Source organism: Pseudohaemophilus paraphrohaemolyticus (genome assembly GCF_003253115.1).
Classification (GTDB): Bacteria; Pseudomonadota; Gammaproteobacteria; order Enterobacterales; family Pasteurellaceae; genus Haemophilus_A; species Haemophilus_A paraphrohaemolyticus_A.
In genome coordinates this window covers 18,106-39,373 of record NZ_QEQF01000001.1, presented here as the reverse complement: position 1 = coordinate 39,373, position 21,268 = coordinate 18,106, and the positions used below count along the sequence as shown (strand labels likewise).

Sequence of the window (21,268 nt, the reverse complement as noted above, 5' to 3'; positions counted from 1 at the left end):
GGATTTTTCCTTTATCTATTTAATTCTGTATTGATAGTAGCGGTTAATTGATCTGCTGGTGTATCTTTAATATCAAATAATTTCTGAGAGCGAGAATATACTTCAAAGCCATCCGGTTTTGCCTCTTGCAAAACGCGTTCTGCATTATTTGCTAAATTAGCAATCACAAAGTCGAAATGTTCTCTTGGTACATAACGAGGTTGCATACCTTGAAGTGCTTGTTCCTCTGCTCTTTTTAGTGTGTTGTCCCAACTCTGCTCTTTAGGGCAAGTACAAATTAACACATTGGTTTGGTATCCATAATGCTTAAAATTTTCAAGTTCTTTAAGAGGCACATCAGCGGTGCGAAAAGTCCCTTCAATCAATAAATTAAAACGATGTGCTACGGCTTCATCTCGAATACGTTTCACCATTTTACCTGTAAATTCACCTGTATATTTCGAAGCCTCTTTGCCATATTGCTGATAAATTTCATGGTAATACTGATGGTAAGGGCGAAATTCGTCTCCGTTAATTATCAGCAAATTGAAATCTAAACGCTTACCCATTGCAAGAGAACCGAAGGATTTCCCAGCACCAGGTTGTCCACCCAGTAAAATAGCAACAGGGTACTCTTGTGGGGTAACCAGATTTTCAGCAAGCAAATTTGCCCAAATTTTAGGGAAATTTTGTTCAACATCAGCCTCAACATCATAAGCATTGATATCAAAGTTTTGCATAAAACCTCTAAATTGCTCGTGATGAATGGTATTTAGCACCAATCTCTTTCACTTGACTTGAGAGCAACTCGAAGTCGATCTCCTCAGGTTCGGTACGATATACTTGCCCTCTTAAACAGCTAAGAAAAAGTTGATCTTCATTGAGTGGTAATTCTAAGATTTTACTTAAATCTGCTTGAGTGCTTGCGATTAACTCAATCAACACATCTTTTTGCATTAGCGTACACATTATTCCTCACCCTCTGCAAAATCTTCCTCGTTTTCTACCGCTTGTTCTTCTGTATCAGCTGTAGGATTTGGGGCTGTTGCCTCGCCATCACGAATCAAGCGTAATTGCGCTTCGCGGTAATCATCTCCTGCGCGAACGTCCGCACCAAAACGGAAAACGGAAACGGAAATGACAAATTTCTTGCTGTTTTGATCGCCAATACGGGTAATCATTCCGATACGAGCCAAGCGACGCAAGGCTCCACTAACTTTTTCGACCAATTTAGCCTTATCTAAATCTGAACCTGTAGAACGTGGATTTACCGCTTTTAACAATTTTTGTTCATCGGTAAGGTTCAACAACTCTTCATAAACATCATCATAGCTAAACACGCCTTGTTGTGCCAAGCGTTCTGGACTCAAATAGAGGTAGCATAATACTTTACCCACCAACATCTCCATTTCAGACATAGTAGCACGGTTAATCAAGGTTGATGCACGTGGGCGAAGGTAGAAAAATCCTTCTGGTGCACGGATAAGATCCACGTGATAGCGGTTGTAAAACTGCTCAAGTTCTGCTTGGAAATCCATCAAAAATGCGTGTTCATCAAGCAAATCAATACTAATATGACGACCTGCACGCAATTGGCTATCAAGGCTTGGAAAAATAGGGTTTGCAATCGCCACCGCTAATTTAGTTGAAATCACATCTTGAATATTTTCTGTCATAATTTTTCTCTTTTTGCTTGATTACTGGTATTGATCAATCACGTGGGCTTGCACTTCCGCCCCTGTCTCGTTAATCGCTTGCCATTCTGGATAAACCGCTTGGCTATCTAAACTTGCCATACCCAATTTACTTGCTTGATCTACGATAATACGCGCCACATCAAAATGGCGAGAATGTGGATAGCGAGCCAATTGTTCACGTAAAACCACACCTAAATCGATTGGCTTACCTTCCGCTCTAAATTGTGCGAGATAAGCCTGCATCCTTGCCACAATTTGCTCTTGTACATCGCTGATGGATTGATATTCCAACTCTGTTGGTAATTCACCAACCGCTTCTGCTTCGTTAAATTCAGTTTCATCATCACGCAAATCCAGGAGCGACTCCGCTTTCGCGGTGTAAAGCATCCAAGGTGCATCAAAATAATCTTGAATAGATTGACGCAAACGCTGACCAAATACACGGTTTTTATCCATATCAATCGCGGTACGAATAAATTTATGCACATGACGATCGTAGCCAATCCAAAGATCGATTGCCTGTTGCCCCCAGCTCATAATGCGGTCTAATTTATTTTGCAGATTAACCACTAGCTGATCGATGAAATCTAAATCGTAACGACCTATTAAACAGCTTTGAATACGCAACAGTTGTGCTTGCAATTTATCGCCCGCTGCATTTAACGTATCTTGCAACTCTCGTAGATTACCCGATGTTTCGTCTAATAATTGTTCACAGCTCGTGATCGCCTCGTGCCAATTTTGGCTTAAAAGATTCGCGATTCTCTCTCGAATTTGGTGTTGATTTTCATCCATAATGCGTTGCGAAAGATCGATGCTATCAAAAATTTCTGCTACCGAATATTTCAGTGGTGCAAACACATTATTTCGCCAATGACGTTCATCTCCGCCCTCTTCTGCGGCTAACGATGCTTTTTGAATTTCACTTGCCACAATAGATAGTTGAATTGAAAGACGCAGGCTAGAAAACTCACGCTGACGAATATAGTAATTCGCAATGCCGACTGCCAGCGGGGTAACACGATAAATCGCCAACCCTTCGGTAAATTCGCTCGAAAAACGGTTTAGAAGACGTTGTTTTACCAGATCGTTGATCGCATTATTTGCACGCTGGGAAAGCGTAAATTCTGATTGTTCAAAAGTTTGAGAAACATAGCGAAATAGATCAATTAAATCACTCTCAAGCAGTTCACCATCAGTTTGTTCTTGGTTAAAAATAGAAATTGCCAATAAAAAGGCAAGGCGTTCAGGCGTGAGCGAAAGCGAAAACTCGCTCTCTTTCGTCCAATGGATAAGCTCTGGAATAGTGTGTGCCAATTCGTTCTGTGCAGTTTCGTTCAGCATAAGGCTCATATTCGTATATCATCAAAAATGGAGGTTATTGTACAAGAAAGCTATTTAAATAGAAATCGGAAAAGAAAGGCTATTTATACAACTTCCCATACCTTTATATTTTAATTACACTCTTTCTGGCTACGTTCAACTGCCGTTAGCATTCCTCTTAATAAATTCAATTCATTGCGTTCTAATTCAGCACGTTGATAAAGACGGCGAAGCTTAAGCATAACTGCATCATTGCGAATGAAGCCAAGTGCTTTATAAAGTCTTTCTGTGTGTTGGTAAAAATGCTCTAAGGCTTCGGCGTTCGGATAATCTTTTTCGACTGCTGCGAACGGTTGGTTTTTAGCAAAGTTTTGAGAATTTTCAACAGCTTGTTGATGACAAAGATACGCCATTCTCACTTCATAAGCTGCTAATTGCACTGCCATAGCCAAATTGAGCGAGCCATATTCAGGATTAGTTGGAAAGTTTAAGTGATAATGGCATTTGAGCAATTCTTCGTTGGTTAGCCCAACACGCTCCCGCCCAAAAACTAGGGCGACTTTGCCTTGTTCGGCTCGTTTTACGACTAACTCTCCGCAGGTGCGTGGTTCAATCAAGCTATTTTGTAGATGGCGTAAACGAGCGCTCGTGCCAATCACAAGCTGGCAATCAGCAATAGCTTCGTCAAAGCTGGCAAAGCTTTGAGCATTTTCAAGGAGATCCTTTGCCCCTGCCGATAATGCAAAAGCATCTTCATCGAGCGGTTGTTTTGGTGCAACCAATCGCAAATGAGAAATCCCCATAGTTTTCATTGCACGTGCAACCGAGCCAATATTAGCGGGCAGAGAGGTTTCAACAAGGATAATTTGAATTTGATCTAAAATATTCATTTTGGTTTTATTTGAAACGTTTTTTATATCGGCTAATTCTATCAAATTTCGGTTTCATTATGAAATTATGAATTTCGTCAAATAATTAAATTGATAGGCGTAATTTTTTTACAAATTTGACAATTTTAATGGTAGAGTTATGGCATTTTTTAAAAACCATAAGGCTACATTAGTAGCTTAACTATATAAACCCCAATCCAATACAGGAGTCTTTATGCTTATTGGTGTACCAAGAGAACTGTTAGACGGCGAAACGCGTGTTGCTGCAACACCGAAAACCGTTGAGCAGATTAAAAAACTCGGCTTTGAGGTGATCGTTGAACACGATGCTGGCTTTAAAGCAAGTTTTGAAGATGATGCCTTTGCGAAAGCAGGTGCGTCTGTTGGCACAACACAAGAAATTTGGAATGCAGACATTATTTTTAAAGTGAATGCACCCACTGAACAGGAAATTGCCCTTATTAAAGAAGGTGCAACCCTTGTGAGCTTTATTTGGCCAGCACAAAATCCACAATTGATGGAAAAATTAAGTGCGAAGAAAATCAATGTGTTAGCAATGGATGCGGTGCCACGTATCTCTCGTGCACAAGCATTAGATGCCCTTTCTTCAATGGCAAATATTTCAGGTTACCGTGCGGTTATTGAAGCAGCAAATGCGTTTGGTAGCTTCTTTACAGGTCAAATCACTGCAGCGGGTAAAGTTCCGCCTGCGAAAGTGCTTGTAATTGGTGCAGGCGTAGCAGGTTTAGCGGCAATCGGTGCAGCGAATAGCTTAGGTGCGATTGTGCGTGCGTTTGACTCACGCCCTGAAGTAAAAGAGCAAGTAAAATCAATGGGCGCAGATTTCTTAGAAATTGACTTCGAAGAAGAAGGCGGCTCAGGCGATGGTTATGCGAAAGTGATGTCAGAAGAGTTCAACCGTCGTGCTATGGAACTTTACGCTGAACAAGCGAAAGAAGTGGATATTATCATCACGACAGCGGCAATTCCAGGTAAAGCAGCACCACGCTTAATCACGAAAGAGATGGTAGATTCAATGAAACCAGGCTCAGTGATTGTGGACTTAGCCGCAGCAACTGGCGGTAACTGTGACTACACCAAAGCAGGTGAAATGGTGGTAACAAACAATCAAGTAAAAGTGATTGGCTACACCGACTTCCCAGCACGTTTACCAACCCAATCTTCACAACTTTACGGTACTAACTTAGTGAATTTATTAAAACTATTAGCACCTAACAAAGATGGTGAAATCAACATTAACTTTGAAGATGTGGTATTACGCGGCGTAACCGTTGTTCGCGAAGGCGAAGTAACGTGGCCAGCACCACCAATTCAAGTTTCTGCACAACCGCAAAAACAAGCGGCGGCAGCACCAGTTGAGAAAAAAGAAGAGAAACCAACAGATCCACGCATAAAATATGGCGTGATGGCAGGTGTTGGTGCACTGTTCCTCTGGTTAGCTTCTGTTGCACCAGCGGCATTCTTATCTCACTTTACCGTATTCGTATTGGCGTGTGTGGTGGGTTACTACGTGGTTTGGAACGTAAGCCACGCATTACACACCCCATTAATGGCGGTAACTAATGCGGTTTCAGGGATTATCATCGTGGGGGCGGTGTTACAAATTCGCCAACCAACGGGTAATTTCTTCATTGATATTCTTGCCTTTATCGCGATTTTAGTCGCAAGCATCAATATCTTTGGTGGTTTCAAAGTTACGCAACGTATGCTTGCAATGTTTAGAAAAGGTTAAGGAGAAAGCAAGATGTCATTTGGATTTGTTACCGCAGCGTACATTATTGCTGCTATCCTCTTTATTATGAGCCTAGCGGGACTTTCTAGACACGAAACCGCAAAAGCTGGTTGTTGGTATGGTATCGTGGGTATGGCAATTGCATTAGTTGCAACCATCTTTGGCCCACAATCACAAGGCACACTTTGGATCTTAATTGCAATGGCAATTGGTGGTTTCATTGGTGTAAAAAAAGCCCTTAAAGTAGAAATGACTGAAATGCCAGAGCTTGTGGCAATTCTTCACAGCTTTGTAGGTTTAGCTGCAGTATTAGTGGGCTTCAACAGCTGGGGCTTACACGTAGAAGCAGTTGCACCTGCAAACTTAGATGAAGTCGCACTTGCTGCATTCCACGCAGAACAAGCAACCCTTGCGAACATTCACAATGTGGAAGTGTTCTTAGGGATCTTCATCGGTGCGGTAACCTTCTCTGGTTCATTAGTTGCGTTTGGTAAATTAAGCGGTAAATTATTTGGTCGTAAAGTAAACTCTGCAGCATTACACCTTCCGCACAAACACAAATTAAACCTTGCGGCATTAGTGATTTCAGCTTTCTTAATGGTGTCATTCTTAAACAGTCCAGATAATATCTTCCCTGTATTAATTATGACAGCAATCGCACTTGCATTCGGCTGGCACTTAGTCTCATCAATCGGTGGGGCCGATATGCCAGTAGTGGTGTCAATGCTTAACTCATACTCTGGTTGGGCTGCGGCTGCAGCAGGCTTTATGCTAAGCAACGACTTGTTAATCGTAACAGGGGCGTTAGTAGGTTCTTCAGGTGCAATCCTTTCTTACATTATGTGTAAAGCGATGAACCGCTCATTCATCAGCGTAATTGCAGGTGGTTTCGGCACAGAAGTAAAAGCAAGCACTGGTGAAGAAGAACAAGGCGAATATCGCGAAACTTCAGCGGAAGAAGTAGCAGAAATGCTTAAAAATGCAGGCTCTGTGATCATCACACCTGGATACGGTATGGCGGTAGCACAAGCGCAATACCCTGTAGCTGAAATCACCGCAAAATTACGCGAAAAAGGCGTGAATGTTCGCTTTGGTATTCACCCTGTTGCGGGTCGTTTACCTGGTCATATGAACGTATTATTAGCGGAAGCGAAAGTACCTTACGATGTGGTATTAGAAATGGACGAAATCAACGACGATTTCGAAGATACTGATGTTGTATTAGTTATCGGTGCAAACGACACCGTAAATCCAGCGGCATTAGACGATCCATCAAGCCCAATCGCAGGTATGCCAGTATTAGAAGTTTGGAAAGCACAAAATGTAGTGGTATTCAAACGCTCAATGGCAGTAGGCTACGCAGGCGTTCAAAACCCACTCTTCTTCAAAGAAAACACCCAAATGTTATTTGGTGATGCGAAAGAACGTGTGGATGATATTTTAAGAGCGTTGAATGCGTAAATTAAATAAATCATAACAATAAAAAACCTGATTGAGAGCAATTTCAATCAGGTTTTTTTATTCTCTTGCATCCTCTAATTCAAAACTCACAAGTTATTTTGTTTACCTTAAATCAGCTTATTCAATATTAAATTTATGGTATAGCATAAGTATCTTTTAAATGCTCACATTCCCTATTCCAGTTTATAAACATCTAAGAAAGTTATTTAGATTGAATCAAGTATATAATGATTTTATAGATCAATTTAGAGCATTTTTTAAGTTTTATGAGTTTACTCTTATCACATTTTTAAATATCACAACACAATATAAAAAAGCCCCCAATAAAGGGGGCTATAAAACTCAACGTAAATTAACGTTTTTTCGCTTTTGCATTTGGAAGGTCTGTAATTGAGCCTTCAAACACTTCTGCTGCTAAACCAACAGATTCATGAAGCGTTGGGTGGGCATGGATAGTTAATGCAATATCTTCTGCATCGCAACCCATTTCGATTGCTAAGCCGATTTCACCTAATAATTCACCACCATTGCTACCTACAATCGCACCACCTAATACGCGGTGGGTATCTTTATCGAAGATAAGTTTAGTCATGCCTTCTGAACATTCAGAAGCAATCGCACGACCTGATGCAGCCCATGGGAATTTAGCCACTTCGTAGTTTAAGCCTTCTTGCTTACACTCTTTCTCTGTTTTACCTACCCATGCCACTTCTGGCTCAGTATAAGCGATTGATGGAATCACTTTAGGATCAAAGTAGTGTTTTTGTCCTGCAATCACTTCTGCTGCAACGTGACCTTCGTGAACACCTTTATGTGCTAACATTGGTTGACCTACGATATCACCGATTGCGAAGATGTGAGGTACATTGGTACGCATTTGTTTATCTACACGAATGAAACCACGCTCATCAACTTGAACACCTGCTTTACCTGCATCGATTAATTTACCGTTTGGTGTACGACCAATAGCAACAAGTACTGCATCATAACGTTTAGTATCGTTACATGCTTTACCTTCCATTGAAACATAGATACCATCATCTTTAGCTTCAACTGCAGTTACTTTAGTTTCAAGCATTAACTTGAATTTTTTCTCGATTTGTTTGGTGTAGATTGCTACAACATCTTTATCTGCAGCTGGGATAACTTGGTCAAACATTTCAACCACTTCAATCTCTGAACCTAGAGAGTGATAAACTGTACCCATCTCTAAACCAATGATACCGCCCCCCATGATAAGAAGTTTTTTCGGTACTTCTTTTAATTTAAGTGCATCTGTTGAATCCCAAATACGTGGATCTTCATGCGGGATGAATGGTAATTGAATTGGACGAGAACCCGCCGCAATAATTGCATTATCAAATTTAATAGTAGTTGGGTTACCATCACGATCACGTGCAACTAATGTATTTGGATCAGTAAATGCTGCTAAGCCTTCAACTACAGTCACTTTACGTGCTTTTGCCATACCTGCTAAGCCACCCGTTAATTTAGCGACTACAGCATCTTTACCTGCACGAACTTCGTCTAAATTGATAGTTGGTTCACCAAAGTAAATACCGTTTTTAGTTGCGTGTTTTGCTTCTTCAATTACTTTAGAAACGTGTAATAACGCTTTTGATGGAATACAACCTACGTTTAAACATACCCCACCTAAAGTTGAATAACGTTCTACAAGAACGGTTTCTAAACCTAAGTCAGCACAACGGAACGCAGCTGAATAACCTGCAGGACCGGCACCAAGTACAACTACTTGGGTTTTAATTTCTTTACTCATATCTTTTCCTTTTCAAGCGGTCGATTTTGTCAATTTTCTTGCAAATCCGACCGCTTACAGATTGATTACATTGCTAAGTTACACGACCTAATTACATTACTAGGCGACGGATATCTGCTAATACACCGTTGATGTAGCTTAAGAAACGAGCACCATCAGCACCATCAATCACACGGTGGTCGAATGATAATGATAATGGGAGCATTAAGCGTGGAGCGAATTCTTTACCGTTCCATACAGGAGCCATTTCAGATTTAGATACACCTAAAATTGCCACTTCTGGTGCATTCACGATTGGGGTAAAGTGGGTTGTACCGATACCGCCCAAGCTTGAAATCGTGAAGCAACCGCCTTGCATATCTGAACCAGTCAATTTGCCTTCGCGTGCTTTTTTCGAGACTTCCATCAACTCGCGAGATAACTCAATAATGCCTTTTTTGTTCACGTTTTTGAATACAGGAACCACTAAGCCATTTGGTGTATCTACCGCGACACCAATGTTAATGTATTTCTTAATTGTTAATTTTTGACCATCTTCAGAAATTGAGCTATTGAAACGTGGGAAAGCTTCTAACGCTTTTGCAACCGCTTTCATAATGAACACAACTGGTGTAATTTTCACATCAAGTTTTTGTTTTTCAACAATCTTGTTCTGTTCTTTACGGAATGCTTCTAACTCTGTAATGTCGGTACGATCGAAGTGTGTCACGTGTGGAATCATTACCCAGTTACGGTGTAAGTTCGCACCAGAAATTTTGTTAATACGGCTTAATTCTACTTCTTCAACTTCACCGAATTTGCTGAAGTCTACTTTCGGCCATGGTAATAAGCCTAAGCCCGCACCATTCGCCACGCCGTTGCCAGCTGAAGCTGCTGTTGCACCGCTTTCGTAAGCTTTCACTGCAGTTTTCACATAGGCTTCGATGTCTTCTTTAACGATACGACCTTTACGACCTGTACCTTTCACTTTATCTAAGTTCACACCGAATTCGCGTGCTAAACGACGAATCACTGGTGTTGCGTGAGCGTAACCTGCACTTGCTACCACTTGCTCTTGGCTTAAGCCTGCAACGTTACCGCTTTGTGCTGATTGAGCTACAGGTGCAGCTGCTGCCGCTTGTGGCGCTGAAGTTGCTACTTGAACTGGTGCCGCAGCCGGTGCTGCACCCGCCACTTCAAAACGCATAATTAATGAACCTGTTGAAACTTTATCGCCTGATTTCACTAAAATTTCTTTCACGACACCTGCAAATGGTGCAGGCACTTCCATTGATGCTTTATCACCTTCAACGGTAATTAAAGATTGCTCTTCAGTTATGGTATCGCCTACAGCTACCATAATTTCGGTTACGTTTACTTCATCGCCACCGATATCAGGTACATTTACATCTTTAATTGCAGCCGCCGCTGGCACTGCAGGTGCAGCCACTTGAGCTGGTGCTGCTGATGCTACTGGTGTAGCAGATGCTGTTTCAAATTTCATAATTAATTTACCAGTAGAAACTTTATCACCTACGTTGATTAAAATTTCTTTTACTACACCTGCGATTGGTGCAGGAACTTCCATTGATGCTTTGTCGCCTTCAACGTTGATGATAGATTGGTCAACTTCTACTGAGTCGCCCACTTTCACCATAATTTCAGTCACATTAACTTCATCGCCACCGATATCTGGTACATTAACTTCAACAATTGCTGATGCTGTTGCAACTGTTGCTGGAGCCGCTACTGCAGGAGTTTCTGCTGCTGATGCTGCCCCCACTGCTTCTAACACTAACATTGGTGAACCTGTAGTTACTTTATCGCCCACTTTTACTAAAACTTCTTTAACCACGCCCGCTTCTGGTGCTGGCACTTCCATTGAAGCTTTATCGCCTTCTACGTTGATGATTGATTGATCAGCAGAAATGGTATCACCCACGTTTACCATCACTTCTGTTACGGTAACTTCATCGCTACCGATATCTGGTACATTAATTTGTTTTGACATTTTGGTAATCCTTCTTTTTGAAATGGGTAGGGAATCCCTACCCTATTTTGCAAAATTCTAACTTATTTAGACCGCTTGTATTATGCGTATAACGGGTTAATACGATCTACATTCAAGCCGAATTTTGCGATAGCATCTGCAACCACTTGGTTCGATACTGTGCCTTCTTTCGCTAATTGTGAAAGTGCTGCAACCACCACATAACGTGCGTCTACTTCAAAGTGTTCACGTAAGTTTGCACGGCTGTCTGAACGACCAAAACCGTCAGTACCTAACACGTGGTAGTGTTTGCTTGGTACGAATGCACGGATTTGATCTGCGTATGCTTTCACATAGTCCGTTGAAGCCACTGTTGGTAAATCTGCTAATACTTGAGCAACGTATGGTACGCGTTGTTCCGCTGTTGGGTGTAATAAGTTCCAACGTGCAGCATCGTTACCTTCACGTGCTAATTCATTGAATGAAGGTGCTGAGAACACATCTGAAGTCACACCGTAGTCATTTGCAAGGATTTGTGCTGCTTCACGAACGTGACGCATAATCGCACCAGAACCTAATAATTGAACATGGCCTTTACCTTTACCTTTAACGGTTTCGAATTTATATAAACCTTTACGGATACCATCTTCTGCACCTGCAGGCATTGCTGGTTGATCCATGACTTCGTTTAATGTGGTCATATAATAGAACACATCTTCTTGTTTTTCGCCGTACATACGGTTGATACCGTCTTGCATAATTACTGCAACTTCGAATGCGAATGATGGGTCGTAAGTTACACAGTTCGGGATAATACCTGCTTGGATATGGCTGTGACCATCTTCGTGTTGTAAGCCTTCGCCGTTTAAGGTTGTACGACCTGAAGTACCACCCACCATGAAACCACGAGCTAATTGGTCACCAGCAGCCCACATCATATCGCCCACACGTTGGAAACCAAACATAGAGTAATAGATGAAGAATGGAATCATCGGTTGGTTGTTTACAGAGTATGAGTTCGCCGCTGCTAACCAAGATGCGGTTGCACCTAATTCGTTGATACCTTCTTGTAATACTTGACCATCTTTCGCTTCACGGTAGTAAGCCACTAAGTCACGGTCTGAAGGTACGTAATTTTGACCGTGTGGATTGTAGATACCCACTTGACGGAATAAACCTTCCATACCAAATGTGCGTGCTTCATCTGCGATCATTGGAACAATTGTTTTACCGATGTTTTTATCTTTTAATAAGATATTCAATGCGCGAGTAAATGCCATTGTGGTTGAAATACCACGTGGTTGTTCTTCTAATAATGCTTTGAACTCTTCTAATGCAGGAACTTTGTACTCTACGTCAAACTTAGTACGACGAGCCGGTACATAACCGTTTAATGCTTTACGGTGACCGTGTAAATATTCATACTCTGGTGTACCTTCTGCAAACTTAATATATTCAAGATTTTCTACTTGCTCATCCGTTAATGGTAATTCGAAGAAGTCACGGAAACCTTTAAGGCTTTCGTAAGACATTTTTTTCGATTGGTGAGCAGTGTTTTTACTTTCCGCTTCAGGGATTTTATAACCTTTCACTTGATGTGCTAAAATTACAACTGGTTTAGTTGCTTTTTGTGCTTTCGCATACGCTGCGTAAAGTTTTTCGCTATCGTGTGCACCACGGCGTAATGCCCAGATTTCATCATCTGTCATATCCGCTACTAATGCTGCAGTTTCTGGGTAGCGACCAAAGAAGTGTTCACGTACGTAAGCACCATCTTTTGATTTGAAGGTTAAATAGTCACCATCAACTACTTCCATCATTAACTGAGTTAATTTACCAGAAGTATCTTTGGCGAATAATTTATCCCATTCGCTGCCCCATAATACTTTGATAACTTCCCAGCCAGCACCAGTGAATAAACCTTCTAATTCTTGAATGATTTTACCGTTACCATTAACTGGACCGTCTAAACGTTGTAAGTTACAGCTAATAGTGAAAATTAAGTTATCTAAGTGCTCACGTGCGGCGAAAGTTAATGCACCTTTAGACTCGATTTCATCCATCTCACCATCGCCTAAGAATGCGTATACTTTTTGATCTTTGGTGTCTTTTAAGCCGCGGTTATCTAAGTATTTTAAGAAACGTGCTTGGTAGATTGCGTTTACTGGACCTAAACCCATTGAAACGGTTGAGAATTGCCAGAATTCAGGCATTAATTTAGGGTGTGGGTATGAAGATAAACCGTCTGCAAAAGCTTCTTGACGGAAGTTATCCATTTGCTCTTCTGTTAAACGGCCTTCTAAGAACGCACGTGCGTACATACCTGGTGCAGCGTGGCCTTGGAAGAAAATTAAGTCTCCACCGTTTTTCTCGGTCGCAGCTTTGAAGAAGTGGTTGTAGCACACTTCATACATGGTTGCTGCAGATTGGAATGTTGAGATGTGACCACCTAAGTCAAGATCTTTTTTCTGACTACGTAAAACCATTGCGATCGCATTCCAACGTACCGCAGAACGGATACGACGCTCAATTGCGTGATCACCTGGGTAAGCAGGTTGCTCAGATGCTGGAATGGTGTTTACGTAATCTGTTGTTACGCCTGTAGGTAATGAAACGCCATTTGTGCGAGCTTGACCAATAACTTGCTCAATGATGTATTGAGCACGCTCAACGCCTTCTTCACGAATTAATGAATCTAATGATTGTAACCAATCTTGAGTTTCGATTGGATCTACGTCATTTACTAAAATCTCTGACATAGGTTTTCCCTTAATGTATTGATTATTGAATGGAAATAGGGCTAAAAATAAACCCTATCGTGTGCTGAATGCTTATGCAACAAGCCTTAACAACAACTTGCACTCTCAACTAAATTGCCTTGCAAATTATTGTTAAAGCCTATCACACAATCTATATCTATTTGATTTACAAAGATTTTCTGATATTTGTGAAAATGTTGTAAAAATGTAGATAAATTTTTAAATAAAGATAACAAAAAACGGTTGTTTTGTCTATTTTTTTGACCTATGCAATGGGAAAGATAAGCTGAGCCTATGAGCGTTTAACCAAGCTTAATCTCTCTTGCTAAATCTTGAATTAATTTGGGTCCTGCGTAAATCATCCCTGAATAAACTTGCAACAATTTCGCCCCTGCATCAATTTTTTCTTGACCCGATACGACAGAATGAATACCGCCGCTACCAATAATCGGCAATGCACCATTTAGTTCCTTAGCAAGCGTACGGATTAAACGCGAACTCAGAGCATTCAATGGCTTACCGCTTAAACCACCTTGCTGCTCTGCATTTATAAGCCCCGCCACAGGATCGCGAGAAAGCGTGGTATTCCCCGCAATCACTCCATCAATTTGATGACGAACCAAACTATCCGCCACCGATGCAATCTCTTCTTCACTTAAATCAGGGGCAATCTTCAACACAAGCGGTTTATAGTTGCCAAATTTTTGCGAAAGCTGAGTTTGTTCCGCTTTGAGTGATTTTAATAAATCATCTAACGCCTCACCATACTGTAAAGTACGAAGGTTTTTGGTATTTGGCGAGGAAATGTTCACGGTAATATAATCTGCATGCTCATAAACTTTACGCAAACAAATCTGATAGTCATCTAACGCTCGTTCTATCGGGGTAATCGCATTTTTACCGATATTGATACCAAGAATGCCCTCATATTTCGATTTTCTCACATTCTCAACAAGTACATCTACGCCTAAATTATTAAACCCATTACGATTAACAATTCCTTCTGCTTCCACAATGCGGAACTGACGTGGTTTCGGATTCCCATCTTGAGCCAGCGGTGTTACCGTCCCCACTTCAATGAAGCCAAACCCAAGTTTACCAAAGCCATCAATCGCCTCGCCATTTTTATCCGCCCCTGCAGCTAAACCAATAGGATTTTTAAATTTCAATCCCATCACTTCAGTTGGGTTTTCAGGCATCGGAAAGATGGGAAAAGGCAAATTCCCTGCTAGTTTTAAAGATTGCACAGTAAAATTATGTGCCGTTTCAGGCTGCATTGAAAAAAGAAATTTGCGAATGAGGGAATACATATTCTTCCAAAATTAAAACAAAATTATGTCGTTCTTTTATTACAAAACTAATGCTTCAACAAGCTCAGCAACCGTTTTGCATTACGATATAATTAAATAGAACCTAATTTCCAGCCCCAAAGGGACTGATTTATAACCTAGGGCGAAGGCCCTAGGGAGAAAATAGACAAGAAAAAACCCAATCTTTCGACTGGGTTTAAAAAATTAAGCATCAAACATTGCCGAAATGGATTCTTCGTTGCTAATACGACGAATCGCTTCTGCAAGCATACCTGATAAAGTTAATGCTCGTACTTTGTTGAGCGCTTTGATTTCATCTGAAAGTGGGATGGTATCTGTTACTACCACTTCATCTAACGCTGGATTTGCCAAGTTTTTCGCTGCGGTGCCTGATAATACCGCATGAGTAGCATAAGCAAACACTTTCGTTGCACCACGTTCTTTTAACGCTTCTGCGGCTTTCACTAAAGTACCGCCTGTGTCGATCATATCATCAACAAGGATACAATCACGACCAGCCACATCGCCAATAATATGCATTACCTGAGAAACATTTGCTTTTGGACGGCGTTTGTCGATGATTGCCATATCCGCATCGTTTAATAATTTCGCGATTGCACGAGCACGCACCACACCACCGATATCTGGCGATACAACGATTGGATTGTTTAGGTTAGTTTTTTGAAGAATATCACTGATAAGTACAGGGGAACCGAATACGTTATCTACTGGTACATCAAAGAAACCTTGGATTTGTTCTGCGTGAAGGTCACAAGTTAAAACACGATCCACGCCCACACTTGAAAGGAAATCTGCTACGACTTTTGCTGTAATTGGCACACGAGCTGAACGCACACGGCGGTCTTGACGAGCATAACCAAAATAAGGAATTACAGCAGTAATACGACCTGCTGAAGCACGGCGTAATGCGTCTACCATGACGATCAATTCCATTAAGTTATCATTCGTTGGTGCACAAGTCGATTGCACGATAAATACATCTGAACCACGTACATTTTCATTGATTTGAACTTGGATTTCACCATCACTGAAGCGTCCCACTGTCGCATCACCGAGAGAAATATAAAGACGTTCTGCAATATGTTTTGCGAGTTCTGGCGTTGCATTACCTGCAAACAATTTAATATCTGGCATTGGAATAGATCCTTTAGGATAAGTGTGTTAAAAAAGACGTTGGTGTAACGGTGAAAGATTCTGCCCTTTTGCTACAAAGCCAAACACGTTGTCAGGTCTTTGAGTAAAAACGGCATCAGCTTCTTCTTTACTGTTAAATTCAGCAAAAATACAAGCCCCCGTTCCCGTTAAACGGAACGTGGCATATTTTACCAACTTTGACATCAATTCTTCAACCTCGAAATAATGATCTCGAACAACTTTTTCGCAATCGTTTTCCCATTTTGCATTTAATAACGCATCCATCGTCCGTTTAGGTGTATTACGGGGCAAATTCGGATCGCGAAAAACAGCAGGGGTTGAAATCGATACATCAGGCTTTAACACCACATACCATTTCTCAGCAGGTTCACAAGGCGTTAAAACCTCCCCGATTCCCTCCGCAAATGCGGCAAAACCTCGCACAAAAATCGGCACATCCGCCCCAAGCGACAAGCCGATTTCTGCAAGTTGCTCAAGTGAAAGCCCTGTTTGCCATAAATGATTTAACCCGACCAATACAGTTGCGGCATTAGAAGAACCGCCTCCCACGCCACCGCCTATTGGCAATTTTTTAGTCAAATGGATTTTCGCTCCTTGCTTACAAGCGGTCTTTTCTTGCAACAGTTTTGCAGCACGATAAATCAAATTCTTCTCTTTCGGCACATCTGGCAGTTCGTCAAGCAAAACAATCTCGCCATCATTTGTGACCTCAAATTCCAACTCATCGCAAAAATCCAAGAATTGAAATAGCGTTTGCAATTCGTGATAGCCATCCGACCGCTTGCCAGTCACATATAAAAAGAGGTTAAGTTTTGCAGGACTTGGTAATTTCATCTGAGTATTCATTCTTTAATACGTCCAATTATCTATCCGAATTTTCAAGGTTTGTGAACCATTTTCGAGCACGATTAGTTTAGGTAAATTCGGCTGGCGAGTTTCATCATACGAAACGTAAGTCACTTTCCAAACTACCCCATTCAGCAGATAACTAAATTGGGCTAATTGGCGTTTTTCATTTACCACATAATTTCCTTCTTTTTCAGGCAAGCCTTTCAGCCAATAAGCAAACTGATCAATAGGAAATGAAACACCAATAATTTCTTGCATTAACGCATCAATATCACGATCAGAGCGGCTATTCCCTTCACTATCTGACACGGTCAAGCCACGTGCATTACGATGTAATTTCAATGATTTACTCGAGAGATTAGACGAAAGCTCCAAACCAAAATTGCTCGCATTTTTGTATTGCCAATCAAAATGTGAGGAAAAGCGTTCTTCTGGTGAAATATAACCAAACTGCCCTTTCGCTTGGTAACCACTGATTTTTTCAAGCTGAGCAAGATGAGCTTGCCACTGCGGATCATTATGCGGAATTTGAACGACAGGCTGCTCAATTTGAGTCGGTGCATCCAACACTGATTGACAACCGACAAGAAAAAGCGAAAGACTCAACGAGCCAAGAAAAGAAAGTTTTTTCATACTTATCATATAAATAAAGCGGTAAGATTTAGGTAGAATTTTGTAAATTCTACTCGAAATCTCACCGCTTGTCTTAATTTTCATGAAGTGAATGACTAAACGTGCGATTGGTTATCTGGTAATGTCCCTTCAATCTCTTCCACTAACTCGCCATTTTTAAAAAAGACATAACCGCCATTTTTCATTTTTATCCAATTTTCATTTTTTGTGAGTGGCTGCGTGGCAATAATAGTCACTTTATCATTTTCTGTGGTGTATTTGCTAAAATCGATTTCCACATCATCATCGCGTAATGCCTTGCTAAATGGTGCCTTACGTGTCACATAATAAAGTCTAGTTGAACAACGAGCAATCATCCAATGCCCGTTCGACATAATAAAATTAAACACACCGTGGGTGGCAATATCAGAAGTAATCTCAACCACTGCATCAAAAATCTCTTTTTCACTCGGTTTTTTATCAAAACGCTCACGCAGACGGGATACAATGCAACAAAATGCGGCTTCTGAATCGGTTGTGCCAATCGGTTGATAATGGCAATCAGGACAAGGGCGAACGCCTTCCACAGTACCATTATGAGCAAATACCCAATTTTCGCCCCACAATTCGCGAATAAAAGGGTGGGTGTTTTCCAAATTTACATCCCCACGCGTTGCCTTACGAATATGCGAAATCACATTGAACGACTTAATTTTATATTGACTGACTAAATCCGCCATTGGTGAAGAAGCCCCAGGGCGGTTATCACGAAAGATACGCACGCCCTTACCTTCAAAAAAAGCAATACCAAACCCATCAGTATGTTGATCAGTTACCCCTGCACGCCGCCGAAAACCTTCAAAAGAGAAAGTAATATCGGTCGGTGTATTACAATTCATTCCTAATAATTGACACATAATTTCACTTCTTAAAACATCTCTGAAAATGATACCCCATTTTGGTAAATTATTCGGGGAATTTCAATAGCATTTGCTCAAAAAAAGTTAGAGCTAATTTTTATTTATTGATACTTTTGGGAATAAAAACCGATTAAAGTTTCTCAAACAAACCAACCACAAAAATGGCAAGGCTAATCGCAATCGCATACATAATCACGCCAGTAATGAAATCCAAGATTTGCCAAACACGGCGTCTTGCAAAATAAGGGGCGAGAAAGCCAGCCCCATAGCCTACACCAAAGAACCAAATCAAAGAACAGGTTAGTGCTCCTGCCAGAAACATCCATTTTTCAGCAAGTGCCAATTTTCCACCAATTGCGCCTAAAATCACCACCGTATCAATATAAACGTGCGGATTTAAAAAAGTAATCGCAAACGTAATCATCAAGGTTCTTTTTAGACTGGTTGCCGAACTATCACTCTCTTTTAATGCGCCACTCTGTTTAAACATACTAATAAAAGATTGGCTGCCATAAGTGAACAGAAAAACCACACCTAAAATTGCCAGTAAAAAACTGACCCAAGGCAATTGAGAAATCAATTCTCCTAAGCCTAGCACGCCGATAGTCATTAAAAGCACATCGCCTAAAAAGCATAAAAGTGCGACGGCAAAAACGTGCTGTTTTAAAATACCTTGTTTTAATAAAAAGGCATTTTGTGCCCCAATAGATACAATCAAGCCAAAACAAACTATTAAACCTTGAATAAAATGTTCCATTTTTCCTCCATTTAACTTAGCAAGAGGGCAATTATACGCAACTTTTTACAAAATTAAGGTATAATTGCCCGAATTTTATTTTGACAAGAGAAAAGAAAATGTCTGTAATCAGTGAAAACCAAGCGTGTATCGTGATTGCCATTGCAGGAGCCTCCGCTTCTGGCAAAAGTTTAATCGCCTCAACCATTTATAAAGAGCTAAAAGAAGAGTTAGGTTCGGACGACATCGGAATTATTTCAGAAGATGCCTATTATAAAGATCAAAGCCATTTGACGATGGAAGAACGCGTTAAAACCAACTACGACCACCCAAGCTCAATGGATCACCATTTATTGGTTGAACACTTACGCCAATTAAAACAAGGCAAATCTATCGACATTCCTGAATATGATTATGCGGAACACAACCGCAAAACCTCTACCACCCGCTTTAATGCAAAAAAAATTATTATCCTTGAAGGTATTTTATTACTTACTGACGAAGAGATCCGAGACGAAATCAATGTTTCTATCTTCGTTGATGCTCCTCTTGATATCTGTTTTATCCGCCGTTTACAGCGCGATATGGTTGAACGTGGTAGAACAATGGAATCTGTAATTGAGCAATATCGCAAAACCGTTCGTCCAATGTTCTTGCAGTTCATTGAACCATCAAAACAATATGCCGATATTATCGTGCCAAAAGGTGGAAAAAATCGTATTGCGATCAATATCTTAAAAGCTCAAATTCAACAATTATTAGGGAAAAAATAAGATGCGTCTGTGTGATACCGACATTGAGCGTTATTTAGATCAAGGCTTAATCGAAATTACCCCACGCCCAGCGAATGATAAAATTTCTGGCGCGACCGTTGATGTTCGTTTAGGCAACTCATTCCGTATTTTCCGCGAGCATTCAACGCCTTATATTGACGTCAGCGGCCCACGTGAAGCGGTAACTGCACAGCTTGAACGGGTAATGAGTGAGGAAATTATTATCGGTGATGATGAGGCCTTTTTCCTTCATCCTGGAGAGTTAGCCTTATCAGTTACTCTTGAATCAGTAAAACTGCCTTCCAATATCGTTGGTTGGCTAGATGGTCGATCTTCACTAGCACGCCTTGGCTTAATGGTTCACGTGACAGCTCACCGCATTGACCCTGGTTGGGAAGGGCGTATTGTACTTGAGTTTTTCAATGCAGGAAAATTACCGCTTGCACTTCGCCCAAATATGGCAATCGGAGCATTAAGTTTCGAAGTATTAAGCGGACACGCCACCAAACCATATAATGCCCGTAAAGATGCAAAATATAAGAATCAGCAGAGTGCGGTGTCAAGTCGGATTAATGAGGATTAGATACAGAAAACCCAGCTTAAGCTGGGTTTTCTTATATAATTAAAAAGGAATATCATCATCAAAATTATCCATTGGCGGTTCAGCTTGTGCTGGTTTCGCCACAGGTTTTGGTGATGTTTGTGAATAGTTGTTATTGTAACCATTACCTTGATTGTAGTTATTTGATGCTGGTGCTTGGTTCCAGTTGCCACCTTGGTTGTTAGATTGGCTCCAACCGCCTTGACCGCCCATTTCGCCACCTTGGTTGCGGCTGCCTAACATTTGTAATACATCACCTTGAATTTCAGTCGTGTAGCGGTCTTGACCATTTTGGTCTTGCCATTTACGGGTTTTTAAGCGACCTTCAACATACACCTGGGAGCCTTTGCGAAGGTATTGACCAGCGACTTCTGCTTGGCGACGATAGAACACAATACGGTGCCATTCAGTCACTTCACGGCGTTCGCCTGTATTTTTGTCTGTCCAGCTTTCACTGGTTGCTACGCTAATGTTTGCCACTGCTTCGCCATTCGGCATTGTACGCATCTCAGGATCGTTGCCTAAATTGCCCACGATAATTACTTTATTTACTCCAGCCATAAAATCCTCTTAGCTTGAATTAGAATTACAAGATTAAGTGGCATTTTAACCGCTTTCAAACTAAAAAGCTAGAATAAACTGATATTTTGTACAGCGTTATTTTTAGTATATAATGTGAAAAA

General features: G+C 41.0%; 19 protein-coding genes. 4 read left to right on the top strand and 15 right to left on the bottom strand.

Annotated elements, in window-relative coordinates:
• Positions 1-11: 11 nt before the first annotated feature.
• The 5 genes from DPV92_RS00170 to trmJ form a co-directional block, all read right to left on the bottom strand.
• On the bottom strand, positions 12-719 hold the full coding sequence (locus DPV92_RS00170) for a zeta toxin family protein (RefSeq protein WP_111353048.1): 708 nt from the start codon (positions 717-719) through the stop codon (positions 12-14).
• Positions 720-726: 7 nt separating this feature from the next.
• The gene (locus DPV92_RS00165; protein ID WP_005708682.1) at positions 727-948 is read right to left on the bottom strand and encodes a hypothetical protein; all 222 of its coding nucleotides are present in this window, start codon (positions 946-948) and stop codon (positions 727-729) included.
• Positions 948-1,655, bottom strand: a complete 708-nt coding sequence (gene mukE, locus DPV92_RS00160; RefSeq protein WP_111353047.1) for a chromosome partition protein MukE — start codon at positions 1,653-1,655, stop codon at positions 948-950. The genes DPV92_RS00165 and mukE overlap by 1 nt, the downstream gene beginning before the upstream one ends.
• A 21-nt stretch (positions 1,656-1,676) precedes the next feature.
• Positions 1,677-3,020 carry a chromosome partition protein MukF gene (gene mukF, locus DPV92_RS00155; RefSeq protein WP_111353564.1) on the bottom strand — a complete coding sequence of 448 codons (1,344 nt, stop codon included), beginning with the start codon at positions 3,018-3,020 and terminating at the stop codon, positions 1,677-1,679.
• Between the two features lie 110 nt (positions 3,021-3,130).
• Positions 3,131-3,889 (bottom strand): tRNA (cytosine(32)/uridine(32)-2'-O)-methyltransferase TrmJ, encoded by a 759-nt coding sequence (gene trmJ, locus DPV92_RS00150; protein WP_111353563.1) that lies wholly within the window; start codon positions 3,887-3,889, stop codon positions 3,131-3,133.
• A gap of 214 nt (positions 3,890-4,103) precedes the next feature.
• Here trmJ and pntA point away from each other — a divergent pair, with 214 nt between their 5' ends.
• Together pntA and pntB are read left to right on the top strand one after the other, a co-directional pair.
• Positions 4,104-5,642 (top strand): Re/Si-specific NAD(P)(+) transhydrogenase subunit alpha, encoded by a 1,539-nt coding sequence (gene pntA / locus DPV92_RS00145; RefSeq protein ID WP_111353046.1) that lies wholly within the window; start codon positions 4,104-4,106, stop codon positions 5,640-5,642.
• A gap of 12 nt (positions 5,643-5,654) precedes the next feature.
• Positions 5,655-7,103 carry a Re/Si-specific NAD(P)(+) transhydrogenase subunit beta gene (gene pntB / locus DPV92_RS00140; RefSeq protein WP_111353045.1) on the top strand — a complete coding sequence of 483 codons (1,449 nt, stop codon included), beginning with the start codon at positions 5,655-5,657 and terminating at the stop codon, positions 7,101-7,103.
• A gap of 352 nt (positions 7,104-7,455) precedes the next feature.
• On the opposite strand, the gene lpdA is transcribed toward pntB, so the two are convergent.
• The 9 genes from lpdA to DPV92_RS00095 all read right to left on the bottom strand — a co-directional run bounded on the left by lpdA (position 7,456) and on the right by DPV92_RS00095 (position 19,232).
• On the bottom strand, positions 7,456-8,880 hold the full coding sequence (lpdA, locus tag DPV92_RS00135; RefSeq protein ID WP_111353044.1) for a dihydrolipoyl dehydrogenase: 1,425 nt from the start codon (positions 8,878-8,880) through the stop codon (positions 7,456-7,458).
• Between the two features lie 91 nt (positions 8,881-8,971).
• Positions 8,972-10,870 (bottom strand): pyruvate dehydrogenase complex dihydrolipoyllysine-residue acetyltransferase, encoded by a 1,899-nt coding sequence (gene aceF, locus DPV92_RS00130; protein WP_111353043.1) that lies wholly within the window; start codon positions 10,868-10,870, stop codon positions 8,972-8,974.
• A gap of 80 nt (positions 10,871-10,950) precedes the next feature.
• A complete protein-coding gene (gene aceE, locus DPV92_RS00125; protein WP_111353042.1) occupies positions 10,951-13,608 on the bottom strand; it encodes a pyruvate dehydrogenase (acetyl-transferring), homodimeric type in 2,658 nt (885 codons plus the stop codon).
• 302 nt (positions 13,609-13,910) lie between these two features.
• Positions 13,911-14,918: a quinone-dependent dihydroorotate dehydrogenase gene (pyrD, locus tag DPV92_RS00120; RefSeq protein WP_111353041.1), complete on the bottom strand. Its 1,008-nt coding sequence runs from the start codon at positions 14,916-14,918 to the stop codon at positions 13,911-13,913.
• 204 nt (positions 14,919-15,122) lie between these two features.
• Positions 15,123-16,073: a ribose-phosphate pyrophosphokinase gene (locus tag DPV92_RS00115; protein WP_111353040.1), complete on the bottom strand. Its 951-nt coding sequence runs from the start codon at positions 16,071-16,073 to the stop codon at positions 15,123-15,125.
• Between the two features lie 27 nt (positions 16,074-16,100).
• Positions 16,101-16,940: a 4-(cytidine 5'-diphospho)-2-C-methyl-D-erythritol kinase gene (gene ispE / locus DPV92_RS00110; protein WP_111353039.1), complete on the bottom strand. Its 840-nt coding sequence runs from the start codon at positions 16,938-16,940 to the stop codon at positions 16,101-16,103.
• Between the two features lie 3 nt (positions 16,941-16,943).
• Positions 16,944-17,576, bottom strand: a complete 633-nt coding sequence (lolB, locus tag DPV92_RS00105; protein WP_111353038.1) for a lipoprotein insertase outer membrane protein LolB — start codon at positions 17,574-17,576, stop codon at positions 16,944-16,946.
• Between the two features lie 95 nt (positions 17,577-17,671).
• Positions 17,672-18,472, bottom strand: coding sequence for a class II glutamine amidotransferase (locus DPV92_RS00100; RefSeq protein WP_111353037.1), 801 nt, complete (start codon positions 18,470-18,472; stop codon positions 17,672-17,674).
• A 133-nt stretch (positions 18,473-18,605) separates the two neighbouring features.
• On the bottom strand, positions 18,606-19,232 hold the full coding sequence (locus DPV92_RS00095; protein WP_111353036.1) for a LysE/ArgO family amino acid transporter: 627 nt from the start codon (positions 19,230-19,232) through the stop codon (positions 18,606-18,608).
• A 98-nt stretch (positions 19,233-19,330) separates the two neighbouring features.
• On the opposite strand from DPV92_RS00095, the gene udk reads away from it, so the two are divergent.
• Both udk and dcd read left to right on the top strand, forming a co-directional pair.
• Positions 19,331-19,984: a uridine kinase gene (gene udk / locus DPV92_RS00090; protein WP_111353035.1), complete on the top strand. Its 654-nt coding sequence runs from the start codon at positions 19,331-19,333 to the stop codon at positions 19,982-19,984.
• Between the two features lies 1 nt (position 19,985).
• Positions 19,986-20,567 carry a dCTP deaminase gene (dcd, locus tag DPV92_RS00085; RefSeq protein ID WP_111353034.1) on the top strand — a complete coding sequence of 194 codons (582 nt, stop codon included), beginning with the start codon at positions 19,986-19,988 and terminating at the stop codon, positions 20,565-20,567.
• A 39-nt stretch (positions 20,568-20,606) separates the two neighbouring features.
• On the opposite strand, the gene DPV92_RS00080 is transcribed toward dcd, so the two are convergent.
• Positions 20,607-21,146, bottom strand: coding sequence for a single-stranded DNA-binding protein (locus DPV92_RS00080; RefSeq protein WP_111353033.1), 540 nt, complete (start codon positions 21,144-21,146; stop codon positions 20,607-20,609).
• Between the last annotated feature and the right edge of the window lie 122 nt (positions 21,147-21,268).